This window comes from Vibrio sp. Vb1337 (genome assembly GCF_033338715.1).
Taxonomy (GTDB): Bacteria; Pseudomonadota; Gammaproteobacteria; order Enterobacterales; family Vibrionaceae; genus Vibrio; species Vibrio alginolyticus.
On sequence record NZ_JAWOTD010000020.1, the window covers coordinates 18,067 to 33,513 of the forward strand.

The 15,447-nt window shown below is 46.0% G+C and carries 15 protein-coding genes; 9 read left to right on the top strand and 6 right to left on the bottom strand.

All coding sequences use genetic code 11. The annotated features are described in order from the left end of the window. Nucleotides 1-23: 23 nt before the first annotated feature. The 6 genes from R7E42_RS18855 to dnaA all read right to left on the bottom strand — a co-directional run bounded on the left by R7E42_RS18855 (nt 24) and on the right by dnaA (nt 7,845). Nucleotides 24-461 (bottom strand): Hsp20 family protein, encoded by a 438-nt coding sequence (locus R7E42_RS18855; RefSeq protein ID WP_005378857.1) that lies wholly within the window; start codon nt 459-461, stop codon nt 24-26. Nucleotides 462-994: 533 nt separating this feature from the next. Further along, nucleotides 995-1,411, bottom strand: a complete 417-nt coding sequence (locus R7E42_RS18860) for a GreA/GreB family elongation factor (RefSeq protein ID WP_318072920.1) — start codon at nt 1,409-1,411, stop codon at nt 995-997. Nucleotides 1,412-1,754: 343 nt separating this feature from the next. Beyond that, nucleotides 1,755-4,172, bottom strand: coding sequence for a DNA topoisomerase (ATP-hydrolyzing) subunit B (gene gyrB / locus R7E42_RS18865; RefSeq protein ID WP_005378841.1), 2,418 nt, complete (start codon nt 4,170-4,172; stop codon nt 1,755-1,757). A 13-nt stretch (nt 4,173-4,185) separates the two neighbouring features. Continuing rightward, on the bottom strand, nt 4,186-5,265 hold the full coding sequence (gene recF, locus R7E42_RS18870; RefSeq protein WP_005378839.1) for a DNA replication/repair protein RecF: 1,080 nt from the start codon (nt 5,263-5,265) through the stop codon (nt 4,186-4,188). Between the two features lie 9 nt (nt 5,266-5,274). Further along, nucleotides 5,275-6,375: a DNA polymerase III subunit beta gene (gene dnaN / locus R7E42_RS18875; protein ID WP_005394106.1), complete on the bottom strand. Its 1,101-nt coding sequence runs from the start codon at nt 6,373-6,375 to the stop codon at nt 5,275-5,277. 63 nt (nt 6,376-6,438) lie between these two features. After that, entirely contained in the window at nt 6,439-7,845 is a 1,407-nt protein-coding gene (gene dnaA / locus R7E42_RS18880) for a chromosomal replication initiator protein DnaA (protein ID WP_005378835.1), read from the bottom strand. Nucleotides 7,846-8,257: 412 nt separating this feature from the next. On the opposite strand from dnaA, the gene R7E42_RS18885 reads away from it, so the two are divergent. The 9 genes from R7E42_RS18885 (at nt 8,258) to mioC (ending at nt 15,147) form a co-directional block, all read left to right on the top strand. Beyond that, complete coding sequence (locus R7E42_RS18885; RefSeq protein WP_005378831.1) at nt 8,258-9,004, top strand: amino acid ABC transporter substrate-binding protein; 747 nt, start codon at nt 8,258-8,260, stop codon at nt 9,002-9,004. Nucleotides 9,005-9,118: 114 nt separating this feature from the next. Continuing rightward, complete coding sequence (locus R7E42_RS18890) at nt 9,119-9,790, top strand: amino acid ABC transporter permease (RefSeq protein WP_005378829.1); 672 nt, start codon at nt 9,119-9,121, stop codon at nt 9,788-9,790. Beyond that, nucleotides 9,787-10,524: an amino acid ABC transporter ATP-binding protein gene (locus R7E42_RS18895; protein ID WP_005378827.1), complete on the top strand. Its 738-nt coding sequence runs from the start codon at nt 9,787-9,789 to the stop codon at nt 10,522-10,524. Before R7E42_RS18890 ends, R7E42_RS18895 begins: the two co-directional genes overlap by 4 nt. Nucleotides 10,525-10,766: 242 nt before the next feature. Further along, a complete protein-coding gene (gene rpmH / locus R7E42_RS18900) occupies nt 10,767-10,901 on the top strand; it encodes a 50S ribosomal protein L34 (protein WP_005378825.1) in 135 nt (44 codons plus the stop codon). Between the two features lie 46 nt (nt 10,902-10,947). Further along, nucleotides 10,948-11,271, top strand: a complete 324-nt coding sequence (gene rnpA, locus R7E42_RS18905) for a ribonuclease P protein component (protein ID WP_005394102.1) — start codon at nt 10,948-10,950, stop codon at nt 11,269-11,271. Further along, the gene (gene yidD, locus R7E42_RS18910; protein ID WP_005378822.1) at nt 11,238-11,495 is read left to right on the top strand and encodes a membrane protein insertion efficiency factor YidD; all 258 of its coding nucleotides are present in this window, start codon (nt 11,238-11,240) and stop codon (nt 11,493-11,495) included. Before rnpA ends, yidD begins: the two co-directional genes overlap by 34 nt. Before the next feature lie 2 nt (nt 11,496-11,497). Beyond that, on the top strand, nt 11,498-13,120 hold the full coding sequence (gene yidC / locus R7E42_RS18915) for a membrane protein insertase YidC (RefSeq protein ID WP_005383834.1): 1,623 nt from the start codon (nt 11,498-11,500) through the stop codon (nt 13,118-13,120). Between the two features lie 130 nt (nt 13,121-13,250). Next, nucleotides 13,251-14,612, top strand: a complete 1,362-nt coding sequence (gene mnmE / locus R7E42_RS18920; protein WP_158173538.1) for a tRNA uridine-5-carboxymethylaminomethyl(34) synthesis GTPase MnmE — start codon at nt 13,251-13,253, stop codon at nt 14,610-14,612. Between the two features lie 100 nt (nt 14,613-14,712). Next, nucleotides 14,713-15,147 (top strand): FMN-binding protein MioC, encoded by a 435-nt coding sequence (gene mioC / locus R7E42_RS18925; RefSeq protein ID WP_005378900.1) that lies wholly within the window; start codon nt 14,713-14,715, stop codon nt 15,145-15,147. The last annotated feature ends 300 nt before the right edge of the window (nt 15,148-15,447 follow it).

Below are 15,447 nucleotides of genomic sequence, written 5' to 3' on the forward strand. Positions count from 1 at the left end.
TCTATAACCGGGTGGTTAACTGATTAGTTGTTCTCAATCAGGTTGTTGCCACCGATAGCAATCTTACGTGGTTGCATGGCTTCAGGGATTTCACGAACTAAATCGATATGAAGCAGACCGTTTTCCATTGATGCACCCACGACTTTTACGTAATCCGCTAGCTGGAATTTACGTTCAAAATCACGTTCTGCAATACCTTGGTAAACGTAGTTTTTGCCTTCTTCTGCTTTACGTTCGCCCTTCACAATCAACATGTTTTCGTTTTGAGTCAGATCGAGCTGTTCTTCAGCAAAGCCAGCAACGGCCATAGTAATACGGTAGTTGTGCTCGTCTTTTTGCTCAATGTTGTATGGAGGGTAACCGCCAGAAGTATTTTTCGCTGTATTCGCTTCCATCAGGTTTAGCAGACGATCAAAGCCAATTGCATTACGGTATAGTGGTGAGAAATCTACATTACGCATAAATCTATCCTCTTAATTAAGCAATAGTCTTAGTTCAGATGAGTTCCATCCTACTGGCGTGTTTATGCAAAAACCAACGCCGAACTAAGAGATTCTTATCATTCCACTGGCCTTGGTTTGGCTCGGAGACATGATATTGAATCTAAAGGTTTAAGTTGTGTGCTAAAACGCCATATCCTCTTCTGAGCGATCTCGTTTTAGCGATTTCAGAGGGCTGGTCTTCTAGTCTCTAGCAAGCCAGTCACCCTCTTCATAACTAGATATAAGGTCGTCAAAAATGACTTTCAAGGGAAAAAATAAAAAATTTTTAAAGCATCCACTATCCCCTTGAACAGCTTAGTTCCTCATCACTTCGCGATCAGTGATAAAAAGCCCGCCGTTCTGGAGGGCTCAATCTACACTTTACTTGCGGGAGGATTTACGCGCTTTTACAACGCCCTTTTCTGCCGCCTTTTCCTGCTTTAGTTTGCGCTTTTCTTTTAGACTCAACTGCGGTTGTTTCTTTTCTTTCTTACTCATGACTTCACCTCTATTTATTGGCACAACAGACAACCACACAGCATTTTCTGAGCTGGTGGTTGCGATTGATGAACAATTTCAGTAATCACAAAGCAGCGTCGCTGATTAAAAATTTCCACTTCGAGCGCATCATCTTTAGCTCGACCTAACAGTCGAGACCCCAAATAAGAATCGACCGCGAGCATACCTGTCATGGGTTGCCCCTTGCGCGAGCTGACCAATGTCATGCGATATTGATAGGCGCGTTCAACATCCACTAAGCGAACCGTGTCCCCAACCGCAATACGAGTTCGGTTACGGCAATGGGCTTGTTGCTCGCAGGTTTCAAATAGCGATAACAACCTTAGTGGTGATTGATAGGTTAAAAAGCGACTGGTTAACCACCAAGTTCGCAGCGCCAAGCAGTACGCTGAGAACCAGCGTTCAAACATGATTATTTCCTTCTTAATGCCTTGTCTTACAAATAAATTCAGTGCATTGAACCGGAAGTGCATCACTTCCGGCTTAGTTCAGGAAAGTCATCACCATTTTCTTAGTCTCCTTATTCATCAGCTCTTCAGCACTATAGCGAGCAGAAAAAAGAAAGCAAAAACGCTCAAGCGAACAAAATGGCGAGAAAAAAAGAAAACAGAAATAAAATGGTAGGCTTGATCGGGTTGTTGGCAGTTAGTACCAGAAAAACATCCGCTTTAGCAGAAAGTGGCGATTTTAGCTGGTGGTACAACAAAAAAAGCAGCGATTTCTCGCTGCTTTTTACTATCACGAACAGTGTCGTTATACGTCTAGGTTCGCTACTTTCAGTGCGTTCTCTTCGATGAAGTTACGACGAGGTTCTACTTGGTCACCCATTAGCGTAGTGAACAGTTGATCTGCGCCTACCGCATCTTCAATCGTTACCTGCATCATACGACGAGTTTCTGGGTCCATGGTGGTTTCCCAAAGTTGGTCTGGGTTCATCTCACCTAGACCTTTGTAGCGCTGACGGCTTAATCCACGCATTGACTCTTTCACTAACCAGTCAAGTGCTTCTGCAAAGTTTGCCACTGGCATAGTACGCTCACCACGTTTGATGTACGCGCCTTCTTCCAGAAGTCCATCAAGTGCTTCTGATAGATCAGCCAACTTGCCGTACTCTTTCGAGTTTAGGAAGTCGATGCTAATTGCATGTTCGTGCGTCACACCGTGAGTACGAACCACAATCTTAGGCAAGTTTAAGCCTAGCTCTTCGTGCTGCTCAACTTCGTAGCTGTACTGGCTTGCACCCACTTCTTTCGCATTCAGCTGTTCAATAAGCTGCTTCGTCCAAGCTTCCACAACTGATGCGTCATGGCATTGCTCTGGCGTTAGGCGAGGAGTGTAAATCAACTCGTTTACCAAAGCACTTGGGTAGCGACGGCTCATACGTTCCGCCAGTTTAATACCCGCATTGTACTGTTGAACAAGCTTCTCTAGTGCTTCACCTGCCAGTGCAGGTGCTTCTGCGTTTACGTGTAGCGATGCATTGTCCAGAGCCAATGATACTTGGTATTGGTTCATCGCTTCTTCATCTTTGATGTACTGCTCTTGTTTGCCTTTTTTCACTTTGTATAGTGGTGGCTGAGCGATGTACACATAGCCACGCTCGATAAGCTCTGGCATTTGACGGTAGAAGAAGGTCAACAGTAGCGTACGGATGTGCGAACCATCGACGTCGGCATCGGTCATGATGATGATGTTGTGGTAACGAAGCTTGTCCGGGTTGTACTCGTCACGACCGATACCACAACCTAGTGCGGTGATCAGTGTTGCTACTTCTTGAGAAGATAGCATCTTGTCGAAACGTGCTTTTTCTACGTTAAGAATCTTACCTTTTAGCGGTAGGATCGCTTGGTTCTTACGGTTACGGCCTTGTTTTGCGGAGCCGCCTGCCGAATCACCCTCCACTATGTATAGTTCAGAGAGTGCCGGATCTTTTTCCTGACAGTCTGCAAGTTTACCTGGAAGGCCAGCTAGGTCTAGTGCACCTTTACGGCGCGTCATTTCACGAGCTTTACGCGCTGCTTCACGAGCACGTGCTGCATCGATGATTTTCGAACAAACCATCTTCGCTTCTGTCGGGTTCTCAATCAAGAACTCAGACAGTTTTTCACCCATTGCAGACTCAACAGCTGATTTCACTTCAGAAGAAACCAGTTTGTCTTTTGTTTGGCTTGAGAACTTAGGATCAGGCACTTTCACCGAAACAACCGCAGTTAGACCTTCACGCGCATCGTCGCCTGAAGTCGCTGTTTTCGCTTTCTTCGAGAAACCTTCTTTATCCATAAAGCTGTTCAATGTACGTGTTAGCGCAGCACGGAAACCAGCAAGGTGAGTACCACCATCACGCTGTGGGATATTGTTGGTAAAGCAGAAGATGTTCTCTTGGAAACCATCGTTCCATTGCATCGCCACTTCAACTGAAATGCCGTCTTCACGCTCAGAGTTAAAGTGGAAGATTTTTTCGATGATTGGCGTTTTGTTGGTGTTTAGGTGATCAACGAACGCTTGAATACCACCTTCATACATGAAGTGATCATGTTTGTCCGCTTCACGTTCATCAACCAATTTGATCGACACACCAGAGTTCAGGAATGACAGTTCACGCAGGCGTTTCGCCAGAATGTCATAGTGGAACTCAGTGTTAGAGAACGTTTCGGCACTTGGCCAGAAACGAATTTGTGTACCGGTTTTATCCGTATCACCCACAACGGCTAGTGGCGCTTGAGGCTCACCATGGCGGTAGGTTTGCGTATGGATATGGCCACCACGATGAATCGTTAGCTCAACTTTCTCTGATAGTGCGTTTACTACTGAAACACCTACCCCGTGAAGACCACCCGATACTTTGTATGAGTTATCGTCGAACTTACCACCCGCGTGAAGAACCGTCATGATTACTTCTGCTGCAGAGACATTTTCCTCTGAGTGGATTTCTGTTGGAATGCCACGACCATCATCGCTAACGGAAACCGAGTTATCCTCATGAATTGTCACAACGATGTCTTTACAGTGACCTGCCAACGCTTCATCAATTGAGTTATCCACCACCTCGAAAACCATGTGGTGAAGGCCGGTGCCGTCGTCCGTATCGCCGATGTACATTCCTGGACGCTTACGTACCGCATCCAGACCCTTCAGTACCTTAATACTCGATGAATCGTAATTTTCAGACATGAGTTTCTCTCTTCTAGTTTGACTCTATCCTGCCATGTTCCACATGAAACAATTTACCGTTATCGTCCAACATATCGGCGATTTGGCTTTCAGTGATAGAGCTTACAAATACTTGTGCGCCCGTCTCTTTTAAGCAGTCAGCAAGACGCTTGCGACGTTGGCTATCTAATTCCGACGCGAAGTCATCAATTAGGTAAATGCATTGTTTACCGGCCATCTCTGTCAGGTGTTGCCCTTGCGCTACACGCAATGCACACACCATGAGTTTTAATTGACCGCGTGACAGAACATCTTCAACGGGCGTTCCGTTCACTTTAATGCGCAAATCAGCTTTGTTTGGGCCACTAAAGGTGTATCCCAATGCCTGATCACGCTCAAAATTCTTTTCTAGTATCTCGTGGTATGGAGTGTCTTTATCCCAGCCACGATAATACTTCAATTGGATCTCAAATTCTGGCAAAAATGTCTGACAGATAGTTTCTGCGACGGTTTTCATCTGCTCGATGTAACTTGCTCGCCATTGGCTGATGTTTTCAGCCAATCCTGCCATTTCCTGATCCCAATAACTGAGCTCACGATAACTATTGGCGGTTTTCAACAACGCGTTGCGCTGCTTGTTCAGGCGCTTGAACCTTCCCCATGCTTGATAAAAAGCGGGCTCGGTATGAAACACGCCCCAATCAATAAACGCACGACGATGTTTAGGGCCATCTGTCAGTAAATCAAACCCTTCTGGGTGTATCAACTGCAAAGGCAGAACTTGTGCCAACTGCGCTAATTTTTGTCCAGATTGACCGCCTATTTTAACCTCTGTTGAGCCATCACGCTGCTTATTAATGCCGATAGGTAGCTCAAATTGATCCGAGTTCAAAAAACGACCATGAACAAACAGTTCGTCACACTCATTTTGTATCACTCGTCCGGTGAGAGAGCTCTTGAATGAGCGGCCATGCCCGAGCAGATAAACCGCTTCTAAGACACTGGTTTTACCGCTGCCGTTCGGCCCGATAAGAAAGTTAAAGCCTGCTGATAACTCAATATCACAGGCTTTAATGTTTCGAAACTGCTGAATGATGAGACGAGAAAGAGGCATTCAGTTGGCTTATAGACGAATTGGCATCACCACGTACATGGCACTGTCATCGTCGGCATTTTCAATCAACGCGCTAGCGTTAGCATCCGACATCGACACACGTACATTTTCACAACGCAACGTGTTCAGAACATCAAGCACATAGCTTACGTTAAAGCCGATTTCGATGGCGTCACCTTCAAAGGTTACATCAAGCATCTCTTCCGCTTCTTCTTGTTCTGGGTTATTCGCGGTTATGCGCATTTCAGTATCAGCCAGATTCACTCGCACGCCACGGAATTTTTCGTTGGAAAGAATCGCAGCACGAGAGAAGGCTTGGCGCAACTCGTCACAACTTGCTATTAGTGTCTTATTGGTGCTCTGAGGCAATACACGGCGGTAGTCAGGGAAACGACCATCAACCAACTTAGAGGTAAAAGTAAAGTTATTCACCTCAGCACGAACATTGGAGCTACCGATCTGAAGTACTACGGGCTGCTCTGGCGCATCCATCAACTTTACTAATTCTTGCACACCTTTGCGTGGCACGATGATTTGCTTCTGCGCAAAGTCCGCACCTAGCTGAGTTTGCGATACCGCCATACGGTGGCCGTCCGTCGCCACGCTGCGTAGCGTGGTGCCGTCAATTTCAAACAACATGCCGTTGAGGTAGTAACGAACGTCTTGATTCGCCATCGAGAACTGAGTTTTGTCGATCAGCGTACGTAAATCAGCTTGGCTCAGTGATACTTCCACTTCGCTTTGCCAGTCTTCAATATTAGGGAAATCGTTCGCAGGAAGCGTTGCCAACGAGAAACGGCTGCGACCAGAGCGAACTTGTACACGATCACCTTCTAATACAAATGTGATGATCGCATCGTCCGGTAAACCACGGCAGATATCGAGAAACTTACGCGAAGGAACGGTAATGCTGCCCGCTTCAAAATCACCTTCTAGCGTCACTTTGCTTACTAACTCTACTTCAAGATCGGTTGCCGTCATCGACAATACGTTCTCTTCTACTTTAAGAAGTAGGTTACCCAGGATTGGCAGGGTTGGTCGGCCACCTAAAGCGCCCGAAACCTGCTGTAGCGGTTTGATTAAATGACTACGTTCAATGGTAAATTTCATGCTTGGCTCTTTACGCTGTCAGCTCAATAAATGATTTGCTTAGAATACCGTTATTCTAACCGATTACGAAGACAGGGTGCGAATCAAGTTAGAGTAATCTTCTTTAATGTCGTGGCTCTCTTCACGCAGCTGCTCAATCTTGCGACAAGCATGAAGTACGGTCGTATGATCGCGGCCCCCAAACGCATCGCCAATTTCAGGCAAGCTATGGTTGGTTAGTTCTTTTGCTAACGCCATAGCCAGCTGACGAGGACGCGCTACAGAACGAGAACGACGCTTAGACAGCAAGTCCGCTACTTTAATCTTGTAGTATTCCGCCACTGTCTTTTGAATGTTATCGATTGTCACAAGCTTCTCTTGTAGAGCAAGCAGATCGCGCAGCGCTTCACGAACAAAATCAATCGTAATTGGACGGCCAGTAAAGTTCGCGTTCGCAATAACACGGTTCAGTGCACCTTCTAGCTCACGAACGTTCGAACGCAGACGCTTGGCAATGAAGAATGCCACTTCATCAGCAAGGTGGATTTGGTGATCTTCAGCTTTTTTCATCAAGATCGCCACACGCGTTTCAAGCTCAGGCGGCTCGATCGCAACAGTAAGACCCCAACCAAAGCGAGATTTAAGACGATCTTCAACGCCATTAATTTCTTTAGGATAACGGTCAGACGTTAGAATGATCTGCTGATTACCTTCCAATAGTGCGTTGAAGGTATGGAAGAATTCTTCTTGTGAACGTTCTTTATTAGCAAAGAATTGGATGTCATCGATAAGGAGCGCATCCACGCTGCGGTAGTAGCGTTTGAATTCTTCAATCGCATTGTTTTGCAGCGCTTTCACCATGTCTTGCACAAAACGTTCTGAGTGCATGTAGACCACTTTTGCGTTCGGGTTGTTATCCACAATCGCGTTACCCACCGCATGCAATAAGTGGGTTTTACCCAAACCCGTGCCGCCGTATAAGAATAGTGGGTTGTAAGCTGCACCTGGGTTATCCGATACCTGACGCGCCGCAGCCAAACCCAGTTGGTTCGACTTACCTTCAACAAAGTTGTCGAACTTGTGTTTTGGGTTCATGTTTGAGCGGTGATTGATAGCCGCAATCGCTTGAGCGTCGTCATCCCAGGTTTTGTGTACTGGCTTACGCGCCTGTAATTGCGCAGGTGCAGATGACTCCGCAGCCACATCTGCAGGCGTACGTGTCGGCGCTGGTTTTGGAGCAGAGACAGGTCGGCTCCCCACTTCAAAGCGTAAGTTAGGAATGTCGCCACCACAGTATTCCTGCAGTAAGCGAGTAATATTGTTCAGATACTTATCACGCACCCAGTCCAACACGAAGCGGTTTGGCGCGAATAGAGTGAGAGTATTGTCATTGAGCTCCGCTTGTAGCGGACGAACCCACATGCTGAATTCTGTAGCTGGTAGCTCTTCTTGAAGCTGCTGCAAACATTGCAGCCAAAGCGAAGATGACACGGTGCCCCCACTGAGTAATTGAATTATCGGAAAAGACTGGCAATTTTACCTGTTGATAACCAAGATCGCCAGCGATTGATCGACGATCCAGTGAATAAGATCCAAGTTATTCACAATTATTTCTGCAAACTTGATGAGATCAACACACCTTGCCCCAAATTTGCCCACACAACGATCCACAATTGGGCAAAATTCACAAGATCGAGCGATTGGTGATAAGTCTGTGTATTATTTTATTCCCAATGCTGATTTTGTCGATCATTTCGCTAGGTTCAGTTCGCATTTTCGTCACATTTAACATTCTTCTTCTATTATCTAATAACTCACAGGTCTAGGTTATTGCTCTTGGTTATTTATTTAATTGAGCTAACTAACAGTAGTATTTCCAACCATAAAATTATGGAGATGTATTATGAAAAACTGGATTAAGGTTGCCGTTGCAGCCATTGCACTGTCGGCAGCAACCGTACAAGCCGCTACTGAAGTCAAAGTTGGTATGTCAGGTCGCTACTTCCCGTTTACTTTTGTAAAGCAAGACAAGCTACAAGGCTTTGAAGTCGACATGTGGGATGAAATCGGTAAACGTAACGATTACAAAATCGAATACGTAACAGCCAACTTCTCTGGTTTATTTGGTCTTTTAGAAACTGGTCGTATCGATACGATCTCCAACCAAATCACCATGACTGATGAGCGTAAAGCTAAATACCTATTTGCTGACCCTTACGTTGTAGATGGCGCACAAATTACCGTGCGTAAAGGCAACGACAGCATCAAAGGTGTTGACGATCTTGCGGGCAAAACCGTTGCGGTGAACCTAGGCTCTAACTTTGAACAACTGCTGCGTCAATACGACAAAGATGGCAAGATCAACATTAAAACGTACGACACAGGTATCGAACATGACGTGGCGCTCGGTCGTGCAGATGCATTTGTAATGGATCGTCTTTCTGCGTTAGAGCTGATTAAGAAAACTGGCCTTCCTCTGGAATTGGCAGGCGAACCGTTTGAGACCATTCAAAACGCATGGCCTTTCGTTGACAACGAGAAAGGTCGTAAGCTGCAAGAAGAAGTAAACAAAGCACTGGCTGAGATGCGCGCAGATGGTACAGTAGAGAAAATTTCCGTGAAGTGGTTTGGCGCTGACATCACGAAATAAGAACTCTTTGTACTTTAGGCCGCAAAGTGGTATCACTCTCGGACTAAAATAAACTTACGTAAAGGTGGAACTTGTTTTCCACCTTTTCTTTTCTCTAGCCTTTAGGTAAGCCGTATGGGATTTGACTTTAATTACATGTTGGAACTGTTGCCGATATTGCTGAAATATCTTGGCACAACCATGGAAATGGCGACATGGGGATTGGTGTTTTCGCTGATTTTATCCGTCATTTTAGCCAATATTCGCGTATTTAAACTGCCAGTTCTGGATCAATTAAGCCAACTGTACATCAGCTTCTTCCGTGGCACCCCACTGTTGGTTCAGCTTTTCCTGCTTTATTACGGCTTACCGCAAATTTTTCCATTGATGGTCGGTATCGACGCCTTTTCAGCAGCGGTTATCGGTTTAACGCTGCACTTTGCCGCTTATATGGCGGAAAGTATTCGTGCCGCCATTATTGGCATTGATCGCAGCCAAATGGAAGCGAGCTTATCGGTCGGTATGACGACATCCCAAGCAATGCGCCGAGTGATTTTACCTCAAGCAACACGTGTCGCACTGCCTTCATTGATGAACTACTTCATCGATATGATCAAGTCAACGTCTCTCGCTTTCACGCTTGGTGTGGCCGAAATCATGGCGAAAGCACAGATGGAAGCCTCATCAAGTTTCCGTTTCTTTGAAGCTTTCCTTGCGGTTGCTCTTATTTACTGGGGCGTGGTGGTGATTCTGACTCGCGTACAAATCTGGGCAGAAGCAAAACTGAATAAGGCGTACGTACGATGATTAAGTTAGAAAATATTCACAAACGTTTTGGTGAGACTGAAGTGCTGAAAGGCATCGACCTCGATATTAAGCAAGGTGAGATCATCGTGATTATCGGCTCAAGTGGTACGGGTAAATCAACCTTGCTGCGTACGGTGAACTTTCTAGAACAAGCAGATGAAGGTCGTATCACGATAGATGACATCTCCGTTGATACTCAAAAACACACTAAAGCCGAAGTATTAGCGCTGCGTCGTCGAACTGGCTTTGTGTTCCAAAACTATGCCCTGTTTGCCCACATGAATGCGCGCCAGAACATTGCCGAAGGTCTAGTGACCGTTCGAGGTTGGAAAAAAGCCGATGCTCTCAAACGAGCGCAACAAATTCTGGATGACATCGGCCTTGGGGATAAAGGCGATAGTTATCCAGCGGCATTATCTGGCGGCCAACAACAACGTGTGGGTATCGGCCGAGCGATGGCGCTGCAACCAGAACTGCTGTTGTTTGACGAACCAACTTCTGCGCTGGATCCTGAATGGGTCGGTGAAGTTCTCTCATTAATGAAGAAGTTAGCTAATCAGCATCAAACCATGCTGGTGGTGACGCACGAGATGCAATTCGCGAAAGAAGTAGCTGATAGAGTGATCTTCATGGCGGAAGGCAATATCGTTGAGCAAGGTTCTCCACAGGATATCTTCGATAATCCACAAGATCCTCGTTTGAAAAAATTCCTTAACCAAGTAGGAATAGAGTAACGATCAAGCATCAGGATCGATTGATCCTTGAGATTTTACTCACACTACGTATAATCGCCCGGCCGGAATTTCGTACTCATTGAGTCATTGACACATTATGTGAGTGTGATTACAATTCCGCCTCTTTGTTGAGAGGCGTCGGTTGTCCTTCTCTATATAAAGAGCTTCTTTATATAAGAAAGCAAATACCCACGCCGGGTTTAACAAGAACCTAAAACTACTGATCAGTAAAGGTAATTATCATGAAACGCACTTTTCAACCTACAGTTCTAAAGCGCAAGCGTACTCACGGCTTCCGTGCTCGCATGGCAACTAAGAACGGTCGTAAAGTTATCAACGCACGTCGTGCAAAAGGCCGTGCGCGCCTATCAAAATAATCGCTAGTTTATTTTGAACACGTACGCGTTTAATCGGGAGTTACGTTTGTTAACTCCCGAGCATTATCAAAACGTCTTCCAGCAAGCTCATCGAGCTGGCTCGCCTCATTTCACCATCATTGCTCGCAATAACAAACTTTCTCACCCACGATTAGGTTTAGCGGTTCCCAAAAAGCAAATCAAAACGGCTGTCGGTCGTAACCGATTTAAGCGTTTGGCTCGTGAAAGCTTTCGTAACAATCAACATCAGCTTCCAAACAAAGATTTTGTTGTGATTGCGAAGAAAAGCGCGCAAGATTTAAGCAATGAGGAAATTTTTAAGTTGTTTGATAAGCTATGGCAACGCCTGTCTCGCCCTTCACGTGGATAGCCATTGGGCTCGTTTATCTGTATCGCTGGTTTATCAGCCCTTTGATTGGTCCTCGTTGCCGGTTCACACCAACCTGTTCCACTTACGCGCTAGAAGCTTTGAGAGCTCACGGTTTTGTAAAAGGATGTTGGTTATCAGGCAAACGTCTATTAAAATGCCACCCTTTGAATGAAGGGGGGTATGACCCCGTTCCACCAGTCCAAAAACAAGACAGAGATAACTAACGATGGATTCTCAACGTAATATCCTGCTCATCGGTTTGGCCCTGGTTTCTTTTTTGCTGTTTCAACAATGGCAAGTTGCAAAGAATCCAGAACCTCAAGCAGTTGAACAGGCTCAATCAAGCAGCACTCTACCTGCACCATCTTTTGCTGATGAACTTGACCCAGTTCCTGGTCAACAGCAAGCTTCTGCAAAAACTATCACAGTAACGACTGATGTTTTAACTCTGTCGATCGACACCGTTGGTGGCGATGTGGTACATGCCAACCTTAACGAATACTCTGCTGAGTTAGATTCATCAGATTCCTTTGTTCTGCTTAAAGACGCTCAAGGTCACCAATTTATCGCTCAAAGCGGTCTAGTGGGTCCTCAAGGTATCGACTTGAGCAGCACAAATCGCCCTCACTACAACGTAAGTGCAGACAGCTTCACAATGGCTGACGGTCAAGATGAACTTCGCGTTCCGATGACATTCACTGCAAACGGCATCGAATACACCAAAACTTACATCTTTAAACGCGGCAGCTACGCGCTTAATGTTGAATACGATGTAGTGAACAACTCAGGCAACAACGCAACATTTGGTATGTACGCTCACCTACGTCAAAACCTAATGGACGATGGTGGTAGCATCACAATGCCTACTTACCGTGGTGGCGCATACTCAACAGAAGATACGCGTTACAAGAAGTACAGCTTTGATGATATGCAGGATCGCAACCTGTCTCTTAACCTAGCCGATGGCCAAGGTTGGGCAGCAATGATTCAGCACTACTTTGCCGCAGCTTGGATCCCACGTAACGAACCAGGTACTAACCTATACACTCGTGTAATTGGCAACCTAGGCGACATCGGCGTTCGTATGCCGAACAAAACTATCGCAACAGGCGATCAGGCTAAGTTTGAAGCAACACTTTGGGTTGGTCCAAAACTGCAAGATGAAATGGCAGAAGTGGCACCTAACCTAGACCTAGTAGTGGACTACGGCTGGTTATGGTTCATTGCGAAGCCTCTTCATATGTTGCTTTCATTCATCCAGAGCTTTGTTGGCAACTGGGGTGTGGCAATCATCTGTCTGACCTTCATCGTTCGTGGTGCAATGTACCCACTAACAAAAGCGCAATACACGTCTATGGCGAAAATGCGTATGCTTCAGCCTAAGCTGCAAGCTATGCGTGAGCGCATCGGTGATGACCGTCAGCGCATGAGCCAAGAAATGATGGAACTGTACAAGAAAGAGAAAGTGAACCCACTAGGTGGTTGTCTACCTCTTATCCTACAGATGCCTATTTTCATCGCACTATACTGGGCGCTAATGGAATCGGTAGAGCTACGTCACTCACCATTCTTCGGTTGGATTCATGACCTTTCAGCGCAGGACCCTTACTACATCCTGCCGCTATTGATGGGTGCGTCAATGTTCCTAATCCAGAAGATGAGCCCGACAACGGTAACGGATCCAATGCAGCAGAAGATCATGACCTTTATGCCGGTTATGTTTACCTTCTTCTTCTTGTTCTTCCCATCAGGTCTCGTTCTGTACTGGTTGGTGTCGAACATCGTAACGCTTATCCAGCAAACTCTGATCTACAAAGGATTAGAGAAAAAAGGCTTACACAGCAAGTAACCTTTTAGGAAATGATTGAGAAAGGCGGCCAAAAGGTCGCCTTTTTGTTTTTGGCTGATTACAATTCAGCTAATTAATTGTGATGGCTCCCTAGGTATCTTCCCTATAGCCCAGCTCAAAAGGCAAAATTATGACTACAGATACGATTGTCGCTCAAGCGACCGCGCCTGGTCGTGGCGGTGTCGGTATTATTCGAGTTTCTGGCCCTAAAGCCAACCAAGTGGCGTTAGAAGTCACTGGCAAAACACTAAAGCCCCGCTACGCAGAGTACCTGCCGTTTAAGTCAAAAGATGGCACTGTGCTTGATCAGGGCATCGCACTGTACTTCCCTAACCCACACTCATTTACCGGTGAAGACGTACTTGAGCTGCAAGGCCATGGCGGCCCTGTCGTGATGGATATGCTGATAAAACGCATTCTAGGTATAGATGGTATTCGAGCTGCTCGCCCTGGTGAGTTCTCTGAACGCGCATTTCTGAACGATAAACTCGACCTCGCTCAAGCCGAGGCGATCGCAGACCTCATTGATGCCAGTTCTGAAGAAGCCGCAAAATCGGCACTGCAATCCTTACAGGGCGCATTTTCAGGCCGCATTAATACCTTAGTTGAGTCGCTGATTCATTTGCGTATCTATGTTGAAGCAGCCATCGACTTCCCTGAAGAAGAGATCGACTTTTTGGCCGACGGTAAAGTGGCTGGTGACCTACAAGCCATCATCGACAACCTAGATGCGGTGCGCAAAGAAGCTAACCAAGGCGCTATTATGCGTGAAGGGATGAAAGTCGTGATTGCGGGTCGTCCAAACGCGGGCAAATCAAGCCTACTGAACGCACTATCGGGTAAAGAGTCTGCAATCGTAACCGACATCGCAGGAACCACGCGTGATGTACTGCGTGAGCATATCCATATTGATGGCATGCCTCTGCACATCATTGATACAGCAGGTTTGCGTGATGCTTCCGATGAAGTAGAGAAAATCGGTATCGAACGTGCGTGGGATGAAATAGCCCAAGCAGACCGCGTGTTGTTCATGGTAGATGGCACAACAACCGATGCCACCGATCCGAAAGATATCTGGCCAGATTTTGTGGATCGCCTACCAGACAACATTGGCATAACGGTGATCCGTAATAAAGCGGATCAAACGGGTGAAGATATGGGGATCTGCCACGTCAATAACCCTACTCTTATCCGTTTGTCAGCGAAGACTGGTGCAGGGGTTGAAGCTCTGCGAGATCATCTCAAGGAGTGTATGGGCTTCTCTGGCAACAGTGAAGGTGGGTTTATGGCTCGTCGTCGTCATCTCGATGCATTAGAACGTGCCGCACAGCACCTTCAAATAGGCCAGGAGCAGCTTGAAGGCTATATGGCAGGTGAAATATTGGCTGAAGAGCTACGCATCACCCAACAACATCTCAATGAGATTACCGGTGAGTTCAGTTCTGACGACTTACTGGGACGAATCTTCTCTTCATTCTGTATCGGGAAGTAAATAATCGAACGCGCGGTGCTGAGCTTAACTCACACCGCGTTTCTTTTTGTACGGCAAGCCATCCATGAGCTTTAGCCGTCGCATTCAATAAGGAAGAAGTATGATCCACATTATTACAGGCAGCACGTTAGGTGGCGCAGAATACGTAGGGGATCACCTGAGTGATCTACTCAACGAGAATGGATTTGAAACAACGATCCACAACCAGCCTTCCCTCAGTGATATCGAAAATCAAGGTACGTGGTTGGTGATCACCTCTACACATGGAGCTGGTGAGTATCCTGATAATATCCAACCTTTTATCGCAGCATTACAAAATACACCGCCAAAAATGACTGATGTAAAATTTGCGGTGATTGCGATTGGTGACTCTAGCTACGATACGTTCTGTGCCGCTGGTCAACACGCTTATGATTTATTAGAGGATATTGGTGCAACCCCTCTCGCAGATTGCTTTAAAATCGATGTACTGAGCCATGATGTGCCAGAAGACGCTGCAGAGATGTGGTTAAAAGAGAATATCGAACGTTTTTAAACTCACGACTTTCCCTTCAACAGAGTCGAAATTCGGCTCTGTTTTCTCCCATGTGAATAACTCCCACCAAATTATTTTGTTTAACCGCTCAAAAACCAACCAAACAAACTGTGGATAACTACAATAAGATCCAGTGATTTTCCTTTAGTTATCCCAATAACAACTTTGATCAATTTTACCCCCTGTGTATAACCACCACTTTTGATCCCAGGTAATCCTCGATCTGATCCAATCATGATCACAAGATATGATCCAAAGAAGATCCATGATCTTGTTGATCATTTTTAGGTTATCCACAGA

Coding starts and splice junctions, on each gene's coding strand:
- dnaN (WP_005394106.1), bottom strand. CDS start 6,375: ATGAAATTTACCATTGAACGTAGTCATTTAATCAAACCGCTACAGCAG.
- R7E42_RS18890 (WP_005378829.1), top strand. CDS start 9,119: ATGGGATTTGACTTTAATTACATGTTGGAACTGTTGCCGATATTGCTG.
- mioC (WP_005378900.1), top strand. CDS start 14,713: ATGATCCACATTATTACAGGCAGCACGTTAGGTGGCGCAGAATACGTA.
- R7E42_RS18860 (WP_318072920.1), bottom strand. CDS start 1,411: ATGTTTGAACGCTGGTTCTCAGCGTACTGCTTGGCGCTGCGAACTTGG.
- mnmE (WP_158173538.1), top strand. CDS start 13,251: ATGACTACAGATACGATTGTCGCTCAAGCGACCGCGCCTGGTCGTGGC.
- R7E42_RS18895 (WP_005378827.1), top strand. CDS start 9,787: ATGATTAAGTTAGAAAATATTCACAAACGTTTTGGTGAGACTGAAGTG.
- rpmH (WP_005378825.1), top strand. CDS start 10,767: ATGAAACGCACTTTTCAACCTACAGTTCTAAAGCGCAAGCGTACTCAC.
- R7E42_RS18885 (WP_005378831.1), top strand. CDS start 8,258: ATGAAAAACTGGATTAAGGTTGCCGTTGCAGCCATTGCACTGTCGGCA.
- yidC (WP_005383834.1), top strand. CDS start 11,498: ATGGATTCTCAACGTAATATCCTGCTCATCGGTTTGGCCCTGGTTTCT.
- R7E42_RS18855 (WP_005378857.1), bottom strand. CDS start 461: ATGCGTAATGTAGATTTCTCACCACTATACCGTAATGCAATTGGCTTT.
- recF (WP_005378839.1), bottom strand. CDS start 5,265: ATGCCTCTTTCTCGTCTCATCATTCAGCAGTTTCGAAACATTAAAGCC.
- yidD (WP_005378822.1), top strand. CDS start 11,238: ATGGCAACGCCTGTCTCGCCCTTCACGTGGATAGCCATTGGGCTCGTT.
- gyrB (WP_005378841.1), bottom strand. CDS start 4,172: ATGTCTGAAAATTACGATTCATCGAGTATTAAGGTACTGAAGGGTCTG.